Below are 17130 nucleotides of genomic sequence, written 5' to 3'. Positions count from 1 at the left end.
ATAGGCAATCCTAGGCCGCCATAGGCAATCATTGGCTCCCATAGGACGCCATAGGCTCCCATAGGCAGCCATAGGCTGGGAAACCGTGTCGTTCAGGCCGCTTTCGGCAGCGACGCGATGGCGGCTTTGCCCATCAGGTCCTCGAAATTGTCGCGATAGAAGCGCTGCTTCGCCTGCTCGCTGCAGCCGGCGAGGTTCTTCTCGAACCGCTTCACCGGGTCGCGCCCGCCCTCGACATGCGGGAAGTCGGAGGAGAACAGGCAGACCTCCTCCCCCGCCTCGCGGATCACCCAGCCGACATCCTCGGTCGGGTACGGCGTCACGCGGAGCTGGCGGCGGATGTACTCGCTGGGCTTGAGCGAGAGCTTGCGCAGGCGCTCTTCGTGCCGCGCGAAGGCTTCGTGCGCGCTGTCGAGCTGGCGCATCAGGCCGGGCACCCAGACCGATCCCTGCTCGATCACGCCGAACTTCAGCTTGGGGAAGCGCTCCATCACCCCGTCGATGATCAAGGTCGCGATGGTCTGCGCCGGCGGCACCGGGATCGCCATGTAGTCGACCGAGGTGAAATTCTCCCCGCCACCGTGGAAATCGGCGACCGGCGGCAGGCCGTTCTCGAAATACATCGGGTCGAGCAGCTCGCCGCCGCCGCCGACATGGAACAGGATCGGCACCCCCGCCTCCTCGGCCTGGGCCCAGACGCGATCGAGTGCGATATGGCTGGGCGAGTGCCGCCGCGGACAGCGCGACGGGACGAGCAGGCCGCGCGCGCCGGCCTTGATCGCCTCCCGCGCCATGCGCTCGGCCAGATCGAAATCGGCGAGCGGCACGTAGAGCGAAGGGAACAGCCGCGCGTCCACCCCGCAGAATTCCAGCATGGCGCGGTTATGCGCGCGCGCCGCGCCCTCGACCAGGGCGAGGTCGTCGCCGCGCTCCAGTCGCTGCAGATGATCGCTGACGAAGGTGTTGAAGATCAGCTGACTGGCGACACCGATCAAGTCCAGCGCCTTCGGCCGGTCCTGGGCGAGGAAGGAGCCGGTCGCGTCCCAGTTCTTGCGCAGCATGATCTCGGCCGCGTCCTGTGCCCGGAAGGCCGGATCGCCGTGTTTCTTCACCGCGCTCGCGAGCTTGCCGGTCTCCGAGCCGACCAGGCCTTCCATATGCAGCCGCGGCAGCCGGTCGCGGATGGCCGGGTCGGCGAGGGCCGACAGGAAGTCCTCGGTCTCCATGATATGGGCGTCGGCATCGTGCACGAGCCGGCCTTCGATATAGGCCATTCCTGGCGTCCTCCGTTTGCTTGGCACGAGTTTAGCACCCGTTGATCGCCTTCAAAGCCCGTCCGCCATGCGCTAGCGTCAACCGAACCTTGCGAGACCCAGAGATGAACACCAACCTGCGCATCGACCGCGACCGCCTGTGGCAGAGCCTGATGACCCTGGCCCGGATCGGCGGCACCGAGAAGGGCGGCGTCTGCCGCATCGCCCTGACCGACCTGGACCGCGAGGGCCGCGATCTGTTCGTGCGCTGGTGCAAGGAGGCCGGCTGCTCGATCGAGGTTGACCGCATGGGCAACATCTTCGCCCGCCGGCCGGGCCGGAACCCCAAGCTGCCGGCGATCGGCACCGGCAGCCATCTCGACACCCAGCCCACCGGCGGCAAGTTCGACGGCGCCTATGGCGTGATGGCCGGCCTCGAAGTGATCCGCACGCTGAACGATCATGGCATCGAGACCGAGGCGCCGGTCGAGGTGGTGGTCTGGACCAACGAGGAAGGCTCGCGCTTCGCCCCGGCCATGGTCGCCTCGGGCGTGTTCGCCGGCGTGTTCGACGAGGCCTATGGGCTCAGCCGTGCCGACCCGGACGGCAAGACCATGGGCGAGGAGCTGAAGCGGATCGGCTATGCCGGCGAGCTCGCCTGCGGCGGCCGGCCCTATGGCGCCTTCTTCGAGGCGCATATCGAGCAGGGCCCGATCCTGGAGGCGGAGCGGAAGACGATCGGCGTCGTCACCGGCGCGCAGGGCCAGCGCTGGTACGAGATCTGGCTGACCGGCCAGGAGGCGCATGCCGGCCCGACGCCGATGACGGTCCGGCACGACGCCCTGCTCGGCGCCGCCAGGCTGGTGCAGGAGGCGAACCGCATCGGCCTCTCCGAAGCGCCCTGGGGCCGCGCCACGGTCGGCATGATGCAGGTCAGCCCGAACTCGCGGAACACCATCCCCGGCCACGTTTTCTTCACCGTCGATTTCCGCCATCCCGACGACGCGGCACTCACCCGCATGGATGCCGCGCTCCGCGCCGCGGCAGAGAAGGTGGCGAAGGAGATCGGGCTGGAACTGAAGCTCGAGCAGATCTGGTACTCGCCGCCGGTCGCCTTCGCCGCGCCCTGCGTCGACGCCGTACGCCAGGCCTCGAAGACGCTCGGCATGCAGGCGATGGAGATCGTCTCCGGCGCCGGCCACGACGCCGTCTATGTCAGTCGCGTGGCGCCGACCGGCATGATCTTCGTGCCTTGCGAGAACGGCATCTCGCACAACGAGGTGGAGAACGCGACATTGGGCGATATCGGCGCCGGCTGCGACGTGCTGCTGCACGCCATGCTGGAACGGGCGCAGGCCGGATGATGCTTTCCAGCGAGCCGCTCCGCACGATCTCCGCCGCCGAGAAGGCGGCCTATGCCGCCGACGGCGCGGTGATCCTGCGCGGCGTGCTGCCGATGGCCTGGATCGAGCGGATGCGCGTCGCCGTCGAGCGCATCCTCGCGGATCCCGGCGCGGCATCGGTGGAGTACACGCCTGAGGGCAAGTCGGGCCGCTATCTCGGCGACTTCTTCGTCTGGATGCGCGATCCCGATTTCCGCGCCTTCATGGCCGAGAGCCCGCTGCCGGCGCTGGCCGCCGACATGATGGGCGCGAGCCACGTCACCTTCTTCTACGACCAGCTTCTCGTGAAGGAGCCGGAGACCGCCGAGGAGACGCCCTGGCACCAGGACCTGCCCTACTGGCCTCTGCGCGGCGCCGATATCCTGTCGTTCTGGGTCTCGTTCGACGCCATCACGCAACAGGCCGGCACCATGGCCTATGTCAGGGGCTCGCACCGTGCCGGCACCATGTACGCGCCCAAAGCGTTCGGCAGCAACACCGGCTATGCCGAGCTGTTCGCCAGGATGGGCCTGCCGCCGCTGCCCGACATGACCGAGTACCTGAAGAGCCGTGAGGTGCTGACCTGGGACGTCGAGCCCGGCGACGTGATCGTGCATCACCCGCTGACCCTGCACTACTCGCCCGGCAATGCGACGAAGTCGGTGCGGCGCCGCGCTTTGGCGCTGCGCTACCTGGGCGACGACGCGGTGTACGACGCGCGGCCCGGCACCTTCGTCGAGAACGCGAAGATCACCGCCATCCTGCCAGAGCCGATCGCCTATCGCGATGGCGACCGCCTGGGCGGCGCCAATTTTCCGGCCGTGTGGCCGCGTTAAAAAGTAAGGGGAAGAGACGCCGATGAGCGACAACATCAACCGGAGCTGGCGCGTCACCAAGAAGGCGGCGCATGGCAGCGGCATCGTCGCCGCGCAGCATCGCAAGGCGGCCGAAGTGGGCGCCGCGGTGCTGGCCAAGGGCGGCAACGCGATCGACGCGGCGGTAGCGACCGGACTTGCCATCGGCACCGTCGAGCCGTGGATGAGCGGCATGGGCGGCGGCGGCTACATGACCGTCTACCTCGCGAAGACGCGTTCGGTGCATGTGGTCGATTTCGGCATGATCGCCGCGCGCGGCCTGAACCCCGCCGACTACCCGGTGGTGCCGGGCGGCGAGGCCAGTGACCTGTTCGGCTGGCCACCGGTGAAGGAGGACCGCAACCTCAAGGGCTACCATTCGATCCTGGTGCCCGGCCACGTCGCCGGCATGGCCAAGGCACGCGAGGCCTTCGGCACCTGGGGCTGGTCCGACCTGATCGCCCCGGCGATCCGCCTCGCCGCTGAAGGCCTGGAGGTCGACTGGTTCGCCACGCTGATGATCGCGTCGGGCGCCGCCGACCTCGCCGGGTTCGACACCTCGCGCGCGACTTACCTGCCCGGCGGCCTTCCGGCGATCCAGGATTCCATGGGTCGCTCCACGCTGCGCCTCAAGCTCGGCAATCTGGAGAAGACGCTGCGCCGCCTCGCCGAGGCCGGCGCCGCCGACTTCTACAAGGGCGAGCTGGCGCAGGCGATCGTCGTCGATCTAAAGGCCGGCGGCTCGGCGATATCGCTCGACGACCTGGCGCGATACGAGGCGCGCATCGTCGAACCGCTCGCCTTCGACCATGGCCATGCACGGCTGCACACCGCGCCGGGCCTGACCGCCGGCCCGACCCTGCAGAAGGCGCTCGCCGCGACCGGCACCGCCATGCGTGGCGCGGGGGCGCCCGACGGCGCCGCCTTCACCGCGATCGCGCATGCCCTGCACGACGCCTATCGCGAGCGGCTGGAGACGATGGGCGACACGTCCGCCCCGGCCTGCACCACGCATTTCAACGTGGTCGACGCCGCCGGCAACATGGTGTCGCTGACCCAGACCCTGCTGTCGCTGTTCGGCTCCAAGGTGATGCTGCCGAAGACCGGGCTGATGATGAACAACGGCATCAACTGGTTCGACCCCGTGCCGGGCAAGCCGAATTCGCTCGGTGCCGGCAAGCGGCCGCTGACCAATATCTGCCAGGCGGTGGCGACGCATGAGGGCCAAGGCTGGTTCGCCATCGGCGCCTCGGGCGGGCGACGGATCCTGCCGGCGGTGGCGCAGCTGATCTGTTTCCTGGTCGATCGCGGCATGGACCTGGAAACGGCGTTCCATCTGCCGCGCATCGATGTCAGCGGCACCGGCCCGGTCAGGATCAACCAGGATCTGCCGGGCGAGATCGCCGCCGAGATCGGCCGCAAGCTGCCGGTCGAGCTGGTGGCGAACGTCCCCTACCCGCTTGGCTTCGCTAATCCCTCCGCCGTCCTGCGCGACCCGCGCAGCGGCCGGGCGAGCGGCATGAACGAGATCATGCCGCCCTGGGCCACCGCGGTGGCGGTGTAGAGGCCGCCCGTCTGATAGAATGCGGGCCGGTCACCACGGTCCGGGGGGACTCGTCATGAAAAAGGCAATCGCCGAATTCATCGGTACCTTCACACTCGTCCTGTTCGGCTGCGGCGCGGCGGTAATCGCCGGCTTGGGCACCGGCCCGACCGCGATCGATGTGCTCGGCATTGCCTTCGCCTTCGGCCTTGCCATCGTCACCATGGCCTATGGCATCGGCCCGGTATCGGGCTGCCACGTGAACCCGGCGGTGAGCTTCGGCGCCCTGCTCGCCGGCCGCATGACGACCGACGACTTCGTGCGCTACGTCATCGCCCAGGTGCTCGGCGCCATTGCCGGCGCGGCAGTGCTCTATCTCATCATGTCGGGCAAGGCCGCCGGCTGGAACGGCGGCCTCGGCCGGAACGGCTGGGGGCCGGGCTATCTCGGCGAGTACAGCGTGGTTTCGGCCTTCGTGTTCGAGACGGTCGCGACCTTCCTGTTCCTGGTCTGCATCCTGGGCGTGACCCAGAAGGGTGCGCCCACGCACCTCGCCGGCCTCGCCATCGGCATGGCGCTGACGGTGATCCACATCGTCGGCATCAACGTGACCGGCGTCTCGGTCAACCCGGCGCGCTCGATCGGGCCCGCGCTGGTCAGCGGCAATGCCGTGGCGATCGGCCAGCTCTGGCTCTTCATCGCCGCGCCGCTGATCGGTGCCGCTGTCGCCGGCCTGCTGTTCAAGTCCGGGACGCTGGCGGCCGACGAGAGCTAGAATTTCGGAATGGTCTGCTCGAAGGCCTGGAGCGCGGCGACGTAGACGCGGGGCTTGTACTCCTCGTCCTTGGCCGTCGCCTCGTAGAGCTTGTCGAGCGCCGAGCGCATCGCCTTGAAGCCGTTGTCGTCGACCACGCCGGCGCCCTTCATCGCGGTGATGATGGCGCCGATTGCCATCGTCGCCTGCTCGGCACCGGCATAGTCGATGTACTCGCCTTGCTTGCCGGCGGCGATCACGCCGACCAGCAGCGCCTGCATGTCCTCCCGGCCGAAAGCGTGGCCGGCGAAGCGTTGGGCCAGGCCGTTGGTCGTCTCGCGCAGCGCGCGGGCCGCGGTCACCGTCGCTTCGTTGCCCTGGGTCGAGGCCTTGTGCAGCGCCAGCGCCTGCTCGCGCATGCGGTCGGCGAGGCCGCGATCGACCCGCTGGGTGATGACGCGGAGCATCACGAGATTGGAGTCGTTCAGCCGCGGCACGCCGGGCGGCAGGCCGACCGTGGCCCGCGGCTCCCAGCGCACGTTGCTCATCGGGTGATGGCAGGCATGGCAATCGAAGAAGACGAGCTCGGGGAAGATGCCGTCGCGGTTGCGCTTCGGATCGATCAGGCCCTCCAGCACCACGGTGATCGCCATGGCCTGGCCGATCGCCCAGGTCTGCACGCCGTTGGAGACGCGCTTGCGCTTGCGATAGTCGTCATCCATCACGTAATGCGCCGGCTGGATCGCCGTGAAGGTGTCGAGCTCGAAGCTCATGCGCGGATGGCCGGCGCCCATGATGCGATGGGTGACGAACTTGCCCTCGTCGCCGAAATGGCAGCTCATGCAGAGCCGGGCGCGGGCGATCGGGTCCTCGGTCGGGTAGAGCCCGGCCTTGACGTTGTCCTCGTGACTGCCGAGGCCGGTGACATGCACGCCGAGCCAGCGCTCGGCGCCGCCGTGGCAGGCCTCGCAGCCGACGCCGTCCGACACCTGGAACACCCGGCCGCGCTTCTCGGGCGCCGGGTTGTGCGCGTGGCAGTCGAGGCAGACCTTGGCCTCGTGCGCCGGGCCGATGCCCAGATTGCGGGCAATGCGCTGCGAGCGCTCGGTCAGCAGCGTCTTGTAGGCCTTGGCGTGCCGGTCCTTCTGCTCCCAGGTGATGTATTCGTTCTGCAGCACGGTGGAGTTGCGCCAGGGCGCAGCCGAGCCGTGGCAGGTCGAGCCCGCGCAGCTGGTCACGCCGACATGCCGGTCGGCGCCGTATTGCGGCAGCGTCTGCGCCGAAGCGGCGCCGCCGAACAACATCGCGAGGGCCGCGACGACCCCGAACACCCAACCGCTGCGCATCGTTCGCCCCCTGACAGCCCGACCCCGAACAGACGCCGCGTCGGAGTATGCCCGCAATCAATTGCGTCGCAAAGTCTCAACGCGTTTTCATCGTTTCGTCATGCCGGCCACGATCGCGCGCAATAGTTTCCAGTTGCTTGAGCGCGCCGGCGACTTCCGGGTCGCGCGGATCGATCTGGGCGGCGCGCGAATAGGCGCCGACCGCCTCCATGTAGCGGTCCTGCGCGAGATAGGACCGGCCGAGCATCTTCCAGCCGGCGAGATCGTCCGGCTTCGCCTCGAGGCGCTGTTCCAGCGCGCGGATGCGCGCCGCGATGTCCTCGGCGGTCGGCGTCGCGGCCGCCGGCATCGGTGCCGGCGACCGAGCTGGCGGCGTGGTGAGCCAGGCGCCCGCAGCCATGGCGCCCGCCACCGCCATCGCCGCCGCGCCGCCGACCAGCCAAATCGTCCGATCCATCCCGCAAACCTCACGCGACTCGGCCCTAGGATGGCCCGTCGCGCCGCCGCCCGCTAGAACCTCGGTCCGGATGCCGTCCACCTTCGATCTCCACCTCCTGGCCGCGCTGGTCGTCGCGCCCTTCGTCGGCAGCTTCGTGGCGACGCTGGGCCTCAGGCTCTGCACCGGCCGCGACGCCATGTTCGGCCGCTCGGCCTGCGAGCGATGCGGCACCCGGCTCGGCATCCGGGATCTGGTCCCCATCGCGAGCTATGGCCTGCTGCGCGGCCGCTGCCGGCATTGCGGCGGCCCCATCGACCCGCTGCACCTCGCCGCCGAGCTCGGCGCCCTGCTGGTGCCTCTGAGCGCCGCACTGGTCGCCGGCGGGACCGAGTTCTGGCTGCTCTGTGGCCTCGGCTGGCTGCTCATCGCCCAGACGGTCGCGGATCTGCGCTATCTCAAACTGCCCGACAGCCTCAACCTCGCAATCCTGGTGCTCGGCTTCGTCGCTCTCGCTTTGCTGGCCCCGGATGCCCTGGTCGATGCGCTGATCGGTGTCGTCACCGGCTTTCTGTCGCTCGCCGCCGTGGCGCTGCTTTACGAACGGCTGCGCGGCCGCACCGGGCTCGGGCTCGGCGATGCCAAGCTGCTTGGCGCGCTCGGCGCCTGGACCGGCTGGTTCGGCCTGCCCAGCACCGTGCTGATCGCCGCGGCGGCGGCGGGATTGGCGGTCGTCGCGGTGCGGGTGCTCGGCAAGCCCATCACGGCCACGACCGAGATCCCCTTTGCTCCCTTCCTCGCCCTCGGCGCCTGGATCGTGGTCCTGCATGGCCCGCTCGCTTTTGGCTGACCGCCGGCTTTCGCCTATGGTCGGGCAGGCGTTGAGGAGAACCGGAACAGTGCGGGGCGACATCGTCCAGATCCTGGAGCAATGGGGCCATCTCGATGGCGCCGCGGCCGGCCGGGCACGTGCCGCCCAGGCCGCTTCGGGCGAGCGCCTCGACCTGATCCTCACCCGCCTCGGCCTGGCCGGCGAGCAGGAGGTCGCGCAGGCGCTCGCCGTCGTGCTCGACCTGCCGCGCGTCCGGGCGGCGGATTTTCCGGCGGCGCCCTTGGCGGCCGAACGCATCCCGGCCCGGTTCCTCCGCACCGCCCGCGCCCTCCCGGTCGCCGAGACGGAGGCCGAGCTCCATCTCGCCCTCGCCGACCCGCTCGACACCTACACGCTGGACGCCATCCGCCTGCTGGTCGGCAAGGCGGTGCGGCCGGCGGTCGCCACGCCGAGCGAGATCGACGAAGCGCTGGACCGCCTCTATGGCCGCGGCGGGCCCGATGAAGGCGGCCGCACGCAGGCTTCCATCACCGGCGATATCGAGCGCATCCGCGAGCTCGGATCGGATGCGCCGGCCGTGCGGGCCGTCAACGACCTGATCGAACGCGCCGCGCGCGAGCGGGCCTCCGATATCCATATGGAGCCGTTCGACGGCGCGCTGCGCGTCCGCTTCCGCGTCGACGGCGAGCTGCGCGAGGTCGAAGCGCCGCCGGCGAGCCTCGGACCGGCGCTGGCCAGCCGCATCAAGGTACTCGCGGGCCTCGACGTCGCCGAGCACCGCCTGCCGCAGGACGGCCGCATCCGCACCAGCGTCCGCGGCCACGAGATCGATATCCGCGTCTCGGCGGTGCCGACATTGTGGGGCGAGGCCGTCGTGCTGCGCCTGCTGGACCGGCACGCCCTGCCGCTCGACCTGCGCGGCCTCGGCTTCGCGGCCGACGATGCCGGGCGCCTGGAAAGCCTGCTCGACCGGCCGAACGGCATCCTGCTGGTGACCGGCCCGACCGGCAGCGGCAAGACGACGACGCTCTATGCGGCGCTGGCGCGCCTCAACCGTGTCGAACGCAAGCTGCTCACGGTGGAGGACCCGGTCGAGTACCGCCTGCCGGGCGTCAACCAAGTCCAGGTGCGCCCGCGCATCGGCCTCGACTTCGCTGCCGTGCTGCGCGCCATGCTGCGGCACGATCCGGACATCATCATGGTCGGCGAGATCCGCGACGGCGAGACGGCGCGCATCGCCGTGCAGGCGGCGCTGACCGGCCATCTGGTGCTGTCGACCCTGCATACCAACGACGCGGCCGGCGCGGCGCCGCGCCTGCTCGACATGGGGGTCGAGCCCTATCTGCTGGCCTCGGTGCTGGTCGGCGTGGTCGGGCAGAGGCTGGTGCGCACCCTGTGCCCGTCCTGCCGCGCGGTGACGCCGGTCGGCGACGCGATGGCACGCCGCTTCCGGGCTGCATCTGGCGCCACCGTCGGCAAGGCAGCCGGCTGTCCGGCCTGCCGCGGCACCGGCTATGCCGGACGCACGGTGATCGCGGAAGTGCTGCCCGTCGACGAAAGCGTGCGCCGCCTCGTCCTGGAGCGCGCCGACGGCCCGGCGATTGCCGCCGCGGCGCGCGCCGGCGGCATGCGCAGCATGGCCGAGGACGGCTTCACCAAGGCATGCGCCGGCACCACCAGCCTGGAGGAAGTGCTGCGCGCGGCCGAGACGGGCTGATCCCTTGACGCTGTACCACTACAGGGCCGCGGCCCCCGGCGGCGAGATGATCGAAGGGCAGATGGAGGCGCCGGACCGCGCGTCGGTCGCCCGCGCGCTGCATCAACACGCCTATACGCCGATCCGCATTTCCGAAGGAAAGGAAGCGCCTCCCGCGATCGCCGAGCGCCTGCGACGATGGCTGTCGCAGCCGATCGGCGACGGCGCCGCACAGCGCGAGATCGATCGCCTGCCGGAAGGCCTCGCCGCGCTGCTGCAGGCCGGCGTGCCGCTCGACGAGGCGCTGGCGATCCTGGTCGAGGCGGCGGCGCGGCCCGAGGCCGCCGCCTTGTTCAAGCGGCTGCGCGACCGGGTCCGGTCGGGCCGACCGCTCTCGGCAGCGATGGCGGCCGAAGGTCGGCGCTTCGATGGCTTCGCCATCGCGCTGGCCGAAGCAGGCGAAGCCGGCGGCCGGCTCGACACCGCGCTCGCCGCCCTCGCCGCCTACCGCACCCGCACCCGCGGCTTAAGCGACAGCGTGCGCGGCGCGCTGGTCTATCCGATGGTGCTGATCGGCTTCGGCGCGCTATCCGTAATCGCGCTGATGATCTTCGTGATCCCGGAATTCGAGCGCCTGTTCCGCGAAGGCGGGCGCGACCTGCCGCTGTTCACCCGCGCTGTGTTCGGCGTCGCTGGTCTGTTGCGCGACTGGATGTGGCTGTTGGTCGTGCTGCTTCTCGCGGGTGGCTGGTGGGGCGCGCGCAAGCTCGCCGACAGCGCCATCCGGCGCCGCTTCGACCGGCATCGGCTCGGCTGGCCGCTCTACGGCCGGCTGCGCCTGTTGTTCGACAGCGAGCGGCTGGCGCGCGCGCTCGCCGCCCTGCTGGGCAATGGCGTCGACCTGCCGCGGGCCTTGGCGCTGGCCGGCCGCACGCTCGGCAACCAGGCGCTGGCCGCCGGCATCGCCGAGGCTGCCGCCAAGGTGCGCCAGGGTGGTCCCCTGCCGCAGGCGATCGCCGAATCCGGCCCCTGGCCGCCGGCGCTGACGCGGATGGTCCGCGTCGGGCTGGAGACCGGCCGGCTGGCCGCGCTGTGCGGCGAAGCTGCCGAGATCTTCGGCCGCGAGGCCGAGGGACGTGCCAAGCGGCTGGTCGCGCTGTTGGAGCCGACATTGATCATCGCCATCGGCGGCGCCGTCGCCGCGATTATCCTGGCCGTGCTGACGGCGATTGTGGGGCTCAATGCGCTCGCCCTATAAGTCCGCCATGCGCTCGCCCCCACGACGTCGCGGCACCGAAGGCTTCACCCTGCTCGAGCTCCTGGTGGTGCTCGCCATCCTGGCGCTGCTCGGTGGCATCGTCGGCGTCCAGGTGATCGGCTATCTCGGCACCGCCAAGACCGAAACCGCCAAACTTCAGATGCAGGAGATCGCGACGGCGCTCGACCTGTTCCGTCTCGACGCCGGGCGCTATCCGACGCAGAGCGAGGGCCTGAAAGCGCTGATCGAGCGCCCGGCCGCCGCGACGAGGTGGAACGGCCCATATCTGCGGTCGGGGTCCGTCCCCAACGACCCGTGGAGCCGTCCCTACCAGTACCGCATCCCGGGCAGCGCCGGCCGCGAGTTCGAGCTTGCCTCCTTCGGTGCGGACGGGCAGCCAGGCGGCACCGGTGAGGCCGCCGATGTCGCGCTGAAATGAGACGGCGCGCCTCGACCGGCGGCTTCACCCTGGTCGAGCTGGTGATGGTGCTCGCGGTCGTCGCGCTGGTTGCCGTGATCGTGCTGCCGCGGCTCGGCTGGATCGTCGGCGCGAGCGATTTCGCAGCGGCGCGCGAGCAGGTGGTGAGCGAGCTCAGGATCGCGCGCGGCCGCGCCATCGAGCAGCGCCACAGCACGGTGATCGCGCCCGCCGCGCTCGATGCCGGGACCGTCACGCTGACCATGGCGCCGCCGGATGGCATCCGCTTCCATGCCGACGGCTCATCCTCCGGCGGCAGCGTCGTGCTCACCAGCGGGCGGCGCGAAGCGGTCGTCACCGTCGACTGGCTGACCGGCCGTGTCCGTGTCGCGGACTGAGCCTCGCCCGCGCCCCGGCCGGGCCGGCTTCACGCTGATCGAGGCGCTGGTCGCCTTCGCCGTCCTCGCCATGGTGTTGGCCGTCGCACTGCCGCTGCTGGCGGGGGGATTGCGCAGCGTCGATGCGGCGGACCGGCGGCTCGCGGCATTGGCGGTCGCCGAAAGCAGGCTCGCCGACGCCATCGCGACCACCCCGACGTCATTCGGCGTCGCCGAGGGCACCGACGTGACCGAGCTGCGCTGGCGGCTGAATGTCGATCCGGTCGCAGCCAACGCGGCCGGCGCAGCGCGGCTCGCGCGCTACGAAGTGACCGTGGCGGCTCCCGGCGACAGTTTCGAGAGCGGCGTGCGGCTGGTGACCTATCGTCTGCTGATGCCCGAGGCACCATGAGGCGACATGCCGGCTTCACCCTGGTCGAGCTGATCGCCGCCCTGGTGGCGGTCGGGCTGATCGGCGCCATCGTCGCCGGGACGCTCAGGCTGGGCCTGCGCTCGCAGGAGCGTCTGCTGGCGCGAAGCGAAGTGATGGAGGATCGCCGCGTGGTGCTCGGCCAGCTGCGCCGTCATCTGGAAGCGGCCGGCCCCTTCTGGCTGGTCGGCCGCGATGGGATGCGCGTCGCCTTTCGGGGCGAGGCGCGTGAGCTGTGGTTCGCGGCCGAGATGCCGGGTGGCGACGGCGCCGGCGGCATCTGGCTCGCCCGCCTGGCATCGGTCGGCGGCGATGGCGGCGTGACGCTGAGGATCGATCGCGGCGTGCTGGCCGAGGCGCAGGGATTTGCTCTCAGCCACAAGGTGGAGACCGGCGCGGTGATCGACGGATTGCAGGCTGCCCGGTTCGCCTATTCCGACGGCGGGCGGTGGCTCGATCGCTGGGACGATCCGACGCGTCTGCCCGCCAAGATCCGCCTGACGCTCGCAAGTTCGAGCGGGGATCCCTGGCCGGAGCTGATCGTGGCGCCCGTGCTGCGGCAGCCGCGCCGATGAGCGGCGCCGACGATCGCCGCGGCTTCGCCCTGATCCTGGCGATCTGGGCGCTTGCCGCCGTCGCGCTGGTGACCACGACGCTCGCCACCGGGGTACGGCGTGAAACCACGCTGACCCGCAACGCGCTCGACGGCGCGTCGGCGCGGCATCTCGCCGACGCGGCCATTCACCTCGTCACGGCAGCCATGTCCGATCCGGCAACAGCCGGCAACATCCGTATCGACGGCACGCCTGCGTGGATGACCGTCGAAGGCGCCGCGGTCGAGGTGCGTGTCCTCGACGAAGGCGGCAAGATCGACCTGAACGAGGCGCCGTCCGCATTGCTGCAGGGATTGCTGGTTGGCGTCGGCACCGAGCGGCGCGCGGCGGAGGCGATCGCGGCGGCCATCGTTGCCTGGCGCAACGATCGCCTGGCCGCGGCCCGCGCCAGCCCGATCGGGACCATCGGGTTCGAGAGCCTGGGCGAGCTCGCCCGCATTGCCGGCATCACGCCGGGTCTCTTCCTCCGCCTGGAGCCATACCTGACCGTCGAGAGCCGGCAGCCGGCGATCGATCCGTGGGTCGCGCCGGCCGTGGTGCTCGCCGCGGTGCCCGGATTGGACGCCAGGTCCGCCGACGCTCTGGCACGCGACCGGCCGCCGGCATTCTACGGCAAGGATGCCGGCCGCCTCGCCGCCGCCCGCAATCCTCTGTTCAGCCCGTCCTTCGGCACCGCCTTCGGCATCGAGGCCACGGCCGAGATCGCCGGTCTCAGCTTCACCCGCCGCGCGGTCGTCGCGCCGGGGCGGAACGGCGGCGCGCCGCGATGGCTGAGCTGGCGCTGAGGCATCGCTTGCAAGGCGCCGGGATTTGTGGCGCTTTGCCGGCACGTTTCGGATGTTTGGGGTAGGGTGCATGGCGGCGACCGGCCGCGCTTCCTGGCTGATTTCGGCCTTCGCCTGGTGGTCCAGGGCACTTGCCGCCGGCATCCCTCGCCGCCTGCGACTGGCACTCGGCCTCGAACGCGATCGCCTGATCGTCGATCTCGACGAGGGCGAGGTGCGCCTCGGCCGCCGGCTCGGTGCCGTGCTGGAGGATCTCGGCCGCTATCCGCTCGACAGCCGGCTCGAACACCACATCGACTTCGAGCCGGACGATGTCAACGTGGTGGTTCGTCTGCCGGCCCAGGCAGGGCTGCGCCGTGTGGTGGAAGTGCCGCTGGCCGCCGCCGAAACCCTGACCGAGACGCTCGGCTACGAGGTCGAGCGCCAGACCCCGTTCCGGGCCGACCAGGTTCGGTTCGCCTATCGCGAGCTGGCCCGGGACGCCGCGGCCGAGACCATCACGGTCGACCTGCTGGTCGTGCCCCGCGAGCAACTCCGCCTTGCGCTCGACACCGCGCGGCAGCTCGGCCTCAGCCCGACGGCCATGACCGCCGGCAGCGGCGACGAGGCTCTCGGCTTCAATCTGCTGCCGCCGCAGCCACGCATCGCGACGCCGCGCTCCCCCGTCGTCACCCTGCTGTGGGCGGTCGCCGCCGCCTGCCTGCTGCTCGCCATGGCGACGCCGTCCTTCCGTGCGGAGCTGGCCCGCCGAGATGCCGCGCAGCGCCTGGCTGCCGCCGAGGCGGCGGCGCGTCCCATTCTGGCCGGACAGGCCGGTTTTATGGCGCGCGAGGACACCCTGCACCGACTGGTGCAGCGGTCCGACGCCGGGGCGCCGATGGTCGTGCTGCTGGAGGAACTGTCGCGCCTGCTGCCGGACGATGTCGCGCTCAGCCAGCTGGCCATCCGCAAGGACGGCGTCGAGCTGCACGGCACCGCCGCATCGGCCGCCGCCGTGGTGAGCCGCCTCGACGGCTCCGGGCGCTACCAGGCGATCGCGTTTCGCAGTCCGGTGGTGCGCGATCCGGTCACCGGCCTCGAGCGCTTCCATGTCGTCGCGCGTTTTCGTATGGCCGCCGGATGACCCGCCTCGAACCCGTCCTCGCCTGGGCGATCCTGGCTCTCGGCCTTGCGGTCCTGTGGCTTGGACTGGGCGTACCGGTCCTGCGCCATCTCGACGCGACGCAGGGCGAGATCGCGCGGATGACCACGCTGGCGGAGCGCTATGAAATGGCGGCCCGGGTTCCGGCACCGGCGGCGGGGTCGATCGAGGCGGCACTGCTGATGCCGGCCGCCACCGAAGCACAAACGCAGGCGGCGCTGCAGGAGCGCGTGAAGGCGATCCTCGCAGTGGCGGGATGCGTGCTGACAGGGCTGCAGCCACAGACGCCGGAGGCCGCAGGGCCGTGGCGCGCCATGCCGCTCTCGGTACAGTTCACCGGCGATATCGGCGCGTTGCAGCGGGCACTGCACGGGCTCGAATCCGCACGGCCGATGATCGCCGTCGCGGCGGTGCAGATGCGGCCCCGGGGGCGCCCCGGGGCTGGCACCGGGCTCGACATTGCGCTCGATCTTGCCGCCTTCGCGCCCCGAACCGGACCTGGGACCGGGCCATGAGGCGGGCACCGTGTTGAGATCGCCGGCGTTGGCGGCGATCGCGGCCGTCACCTGCGCCGCCCTCCTGGCGGTCGCCTGGCTGGTGCCGGTTGCGCCGGGTCCGGCCGGGGATCTTGCCGTCCCGCCGCGGCGCGAGGCCCCGTCGGTGCCGGTGGTACCGCCACTCAGCGACCTGAAGGAGACCACGGCCCGGCCGCTGTTGAGCCCGACCCGGCGGCCGGTCCCTGGCGCCGCCGCCGAGGCCGCACCCGGTACGGCCGCCGCGCTATTCAACCGCTATCGGTTGCAAGGTGTGGTCATCGACGGCAACCGCCGCCGGGTGCTGCTGGCGCCGGCGCCGGGCGGAAGGACCTTGAGCATCGGCGAAGGCGAATCGGTCGATGGCTGGACCATCGATCGCATCGCCCCGGAGCGGCTGACCCTGCGCTCCGGCGATCGGACCGAGACGGTCGAGCTCGGAACGATACAACATCGTTAACCAACCCTGTGACATTGCTCACAAATCCGTTCGGAAATCCGAGGGATTCATTGCCCGGCCCGTGTCATTCCCGTAACCTTTGTGAGGCCAGCAAGATGACGCTGTGCTGGGTTCCGCAGGCCAACGGCCCCGGGTCGGCAAAACAGGCGGGCGGGTTGCTCCAGAGGTAAGGACGATGCTTCGGTTGGGGGCCCTGGGGGCCACGGTCGTGATGGCGCTTGCGCTCGCCGGTGGCGCCGAGGCGGCCGTGATGATCGGCAATGCGTCGACCGTCGTGCGCGATGTAAAGTCGACGCTGGAAACCCGCGAGCGAATCCTGATCGTCGATGACGACGTGTTCCAGGACGAGGAGGTGGCAACCGGCGCGCTCAGCGCGGCCCGACTCATCTTCAAGGACGGCACCAATATGGCGATGGGGGCGCAGAGCCGCCTCAAGCTCACCCGCGTGCTGTTCGATCCGGATCCTTCGAAGAGCAAGGTCGCCATGAAGGCGGCGCTCGGCGTGTTCCGCATGGCGACCGGCACCCTGCCGTCCAGCGCGTATCAGGTCGCGACCCCGGTCGCCACCATCAGCGTGCGCGGCACCATCATCGAGTTCACCATCACTGGCATCGGCACCACCACGGTCTATGTCGCCAAAGGCGCCGCCACGGTAAAGAGCAACAACGGCGATTCCGTCGACCTCGAAGCCGGGCAGTCGACCGTGGTCCGTGCCGTCGGGGTGGACGGCGACATCCTCGCCATGTCGCCCACCGATCCGGACGCGCCCTCGGACGAGTTTTCCAAGCAGGTCCGGGCGATGACGGTAACGCTGCGTTCGGACGAGCCGCCTTCCGACGTGCTGCCCGGCGGCGGATTCTTCTTCAAGGGCCCGACCGGCAACCCGTTCGGCGGCGTGCGCCCGCCGCCGCGCAATGGCGGTGGCGGTGGCGGCGGCGGTGGCGGCGGATCGGGCGGTGGCACCGGGCTCGGCTCGGGCGGCGGCGGTTCGACCGGTGGCGGCTCGACGGGCGGCGGG

19 protein-coding genes are annotated in these 17130 nt (G+C 70.6%); 16 read left to right on the top strand and 3 right to left on the bottom strand.

The genetic code is table 11. The features are described 5' to 3' along the window. Positions 1–92: 92 nt before the first annotated feature. Positions 93–1274 carry an amidohydrolase family protein gene (locus tag DT074_RS10960; RefSeq protein ID WP_119419891.1) on the bottom strand — a complete coding sequence of 394 codons (1182 nt, stop codon included), beginning with the start codon at positions 1272–1274 and terminating at the stop codon, positions 93–95. Between the two features lie 104 nt (positions 1275–1378). Between DT074_RS10960 and DT074_RS10955 the strand changes: the two genes are divergently transcribed. The 4 genes from DT074_RS10955 to DT074_RS10940 are packed head-to-tail and all read left to right on the top strand — an operon-like array spanning position 1379 to position 5807. Continuing rightward, positions 1379–2617 (top strand): Zn-dependent hydrolase, encoded by a 1239-nt coding sequence (locus DT074_RS10955; RefSeq protein ID WP_119419890.1) that lies wholly within the window; start codon positions 1379–1381, stop codon positions 2615–2617. Continuing rightward, entirely contained in the window at positions 2617–3471 is an 855-nt protein-coding gene (locus tag DT074_RS10950; RefSeq protein ID WP_162914813.1) for a phytanoyl-CoA dioxygenase family protein, read from the top strand. The genes DT074_RS10955 and DT074_RS10950 overlap by 1 nt, the downstream gene beginning before the upstream one ends. A gap of 22 nt (positions 3472–3493) precedes the next feature. Next, positions 3494–5053, top strand: coding sequence for a gamma-glutamyltransferase (locus tag DT074_RS10945; protein WP_119419888.1), 1560 nt, complete (start codon positions 3494–3496; stop codon positions 5051–5053). A 55-nt stretch (positions 5054–5108) separates the two neighbouring features. Next, positions 5109–5807: an aquaporin gene (locus DT074_RS10940; protein WP_119419887.1), complete on the top strand. Its 699-nt coding sequence runs from the start codon at positions 5109–5111 to the stop codon at positions 5805–5807. Here the strand turns inward: DT074_RS10940 and DT074_RS10935 are convergent. Both DT074_RS10935 and DT074_RS28030 read right to left on the bottom strand, forming a co-directional pair. Continuing rightward, complete coding sequence (locus DT074_RS10935) at positions 5804–7132, bottom strand: multiheme c-type cytochrome (protein WP_119419886.1); 1329 nt, start codon at positions 7130–7132, stop codon at positions 5804–5806. The genes DT074_RS10940 and DT074_RS10935 overlap by 4 nt on opposite strands. Positions 7133–7208: 76 nt before the next feature. Further along, positions 7209–7589, bottom strand: a complete 381-nt coding sequence (locus tag DT074_RS28030) for a tetratricopeptide repeat protein (RefSeq protein WP_162914812.1) — start codon at positions 7587–7589, stop codon at positions 7209–7211. 70 nt (positions 7590–7659) lie between these two features. Here DT074_RS28030 and DT074_RS10930 point away from each other — a divergent pair, with 70 nt between their 5' ends. From DT074_RS10930 to DT074_RS10875, 12 genes are all read left to right on the top strand, one after another. Then, positions 7660–8418, top strand: coding sequence for a prepilin peptidase (locus DT074_RS10930; RefSeq protein WP_162914811.1), 759 nt, complete (start codon positions 7660–7662; stop codon positions 8416–8418). Positions 8419–8467: 49 nt separating this feature from the next. After that, complete coding sequence (locus DT074_RS10925; protein WP_162914810.1) at positions 8468–10117, top strand: GspE/PulE family protein; 1650 nt, start codon at positions 8468–8470, stop codon at positions 10115–10117. Between the two features lie 4 nt (positions 10118–10121). Further along, on the top strand, positions 10122–11354 hold the full coding sequence (locus DT074_RS10920; RefSeq protein ID WP_119419883.1) for a type II secretion system F family protein: 1233 nt from the start codon (positions 10122–10124) through the stop codon (positions 11352–11354). Beyond that, positions 11338–11793 (top strand): type II secretion system major pseudopilin GspG, encoded by a 456-nt coding sequence (gene gspG / locus DT074_RS10915; RefSeq protein WP_368744602.1) that lies wholly within the window; start codon positions 11338–11340, stop codon positions 11791–11793. The genes DT074_RS10920 and gspG overlap by 17 nt, the downstream gene beginning before the upstream one ends. Next, complete coding sequence (locus tag DT074_RS10910) at positions 11790–12170, top strand: prepilin-type N-terminal cleavage/methylation domain-containing protein (RefSeq protein ID WP_119419881.1); 381 nt, start codon at positions 11790–11792, stop codon at positions 12168–12170. The genes gspG and DT074_RS10910 overlap by 4 nt, the downstream gene beginning before the upstream one ends. Next, a complete protein-coding gene (locus DT074_RS10905; RefSeq protein ID WP_119419880.1) occupies positions 12151–12561 on the top strand; it encodes a prepilin-type N-terminal cleavage/methylation domain-containing protein in 411 nt (136 codons plus the stop codon). Before DT074_RS10910 ends, DT074_RS10905 begins: the two co-directional genes overlap by 20 nt. Next, on the top strand, positions 12558–13154 hold the full coding sequence (locus DT074_RS10900; RefSeq protein ID WP_119419879.1) for a prepilin-type N-terminal cleavage/methylation domain-containing protein: 597 nt from the start codon (positions 12558–12560) through the stop codon (positions 13152–13154). Before DT074_RS10905 ends, DT074_RS10900 begins: the two co-directional genes overlap by 4 nt. Then, complete coding sequence (locus DT074_RS10895) at positions 13151–13978, top strand: type II secretion system minor pseudopilin (RefSeq protein ID WP_119419878.1); 828 nt, start codon at positions 13151–13153, stop codon at positions 13976–13978. The genes DT074_RS10900 and DT074_RS10895 overlap by 4 nt, the downstream gene beginning before the upstream one ends. Before the next feature lie 70 nt (positions 13979–14048). Beyond that, positions 14049–15101, top strand: a complete 1053-nt coding sequence (locus DT074_RS10890) for a PilN domain-containing protein (RefSeq protein ID WP_162914809.1) — start codon at positions 14049–14051, stop codon at positions 15099–15101. Then, a complete protein-coding gene (gene gspM / locus DT074_RS10885) occupies positions 15098–15634 on the top strand; it encodes a type II secretion system protein GspM (RefSeq protein ID WP_119419876.1) in 537 nt (178 codons plus the stop codon). Before DT074_RS10890 ends, gspM begins: the two co-directional genes overlap by 4 nt. 10 nt (positions 15635–15644) lie before the next feature. Then, on the top strand, positions 15645–16112 hold the full coding sequence (locus DT074_RS10880; RefSeq protein ID WP_162914808.1) for a hypothetical protein: 468 nt from the start codon (positions 15645–15647) through the stop codon (positions 16110–16112). Between the two features lie 175 nt (positions 16113–16287). Beyond that, a partial coding sequence (locus tag DT074_RS10875) for a FecR family protein (protein ID WP_368744601.1) occupies positions 16288–17130 on the top strand: 843 nt, incomplete at its 3' end.

Origin of the sequence: Desertibaculum subflavum, assembly GCA_003576705.1 — a bacterium.
Taxonomy (GTDB): domain Bacteria; phylum Pseudomonadota; class Alphaproteobacteria; order Ferrovibrionales; family Ferrovibrionaceae; genus Desertibaculum; species Desertibaculum subflavum.
This window is presented reverse-complemented; position numbering and strand designations above follow the sequence as displayed.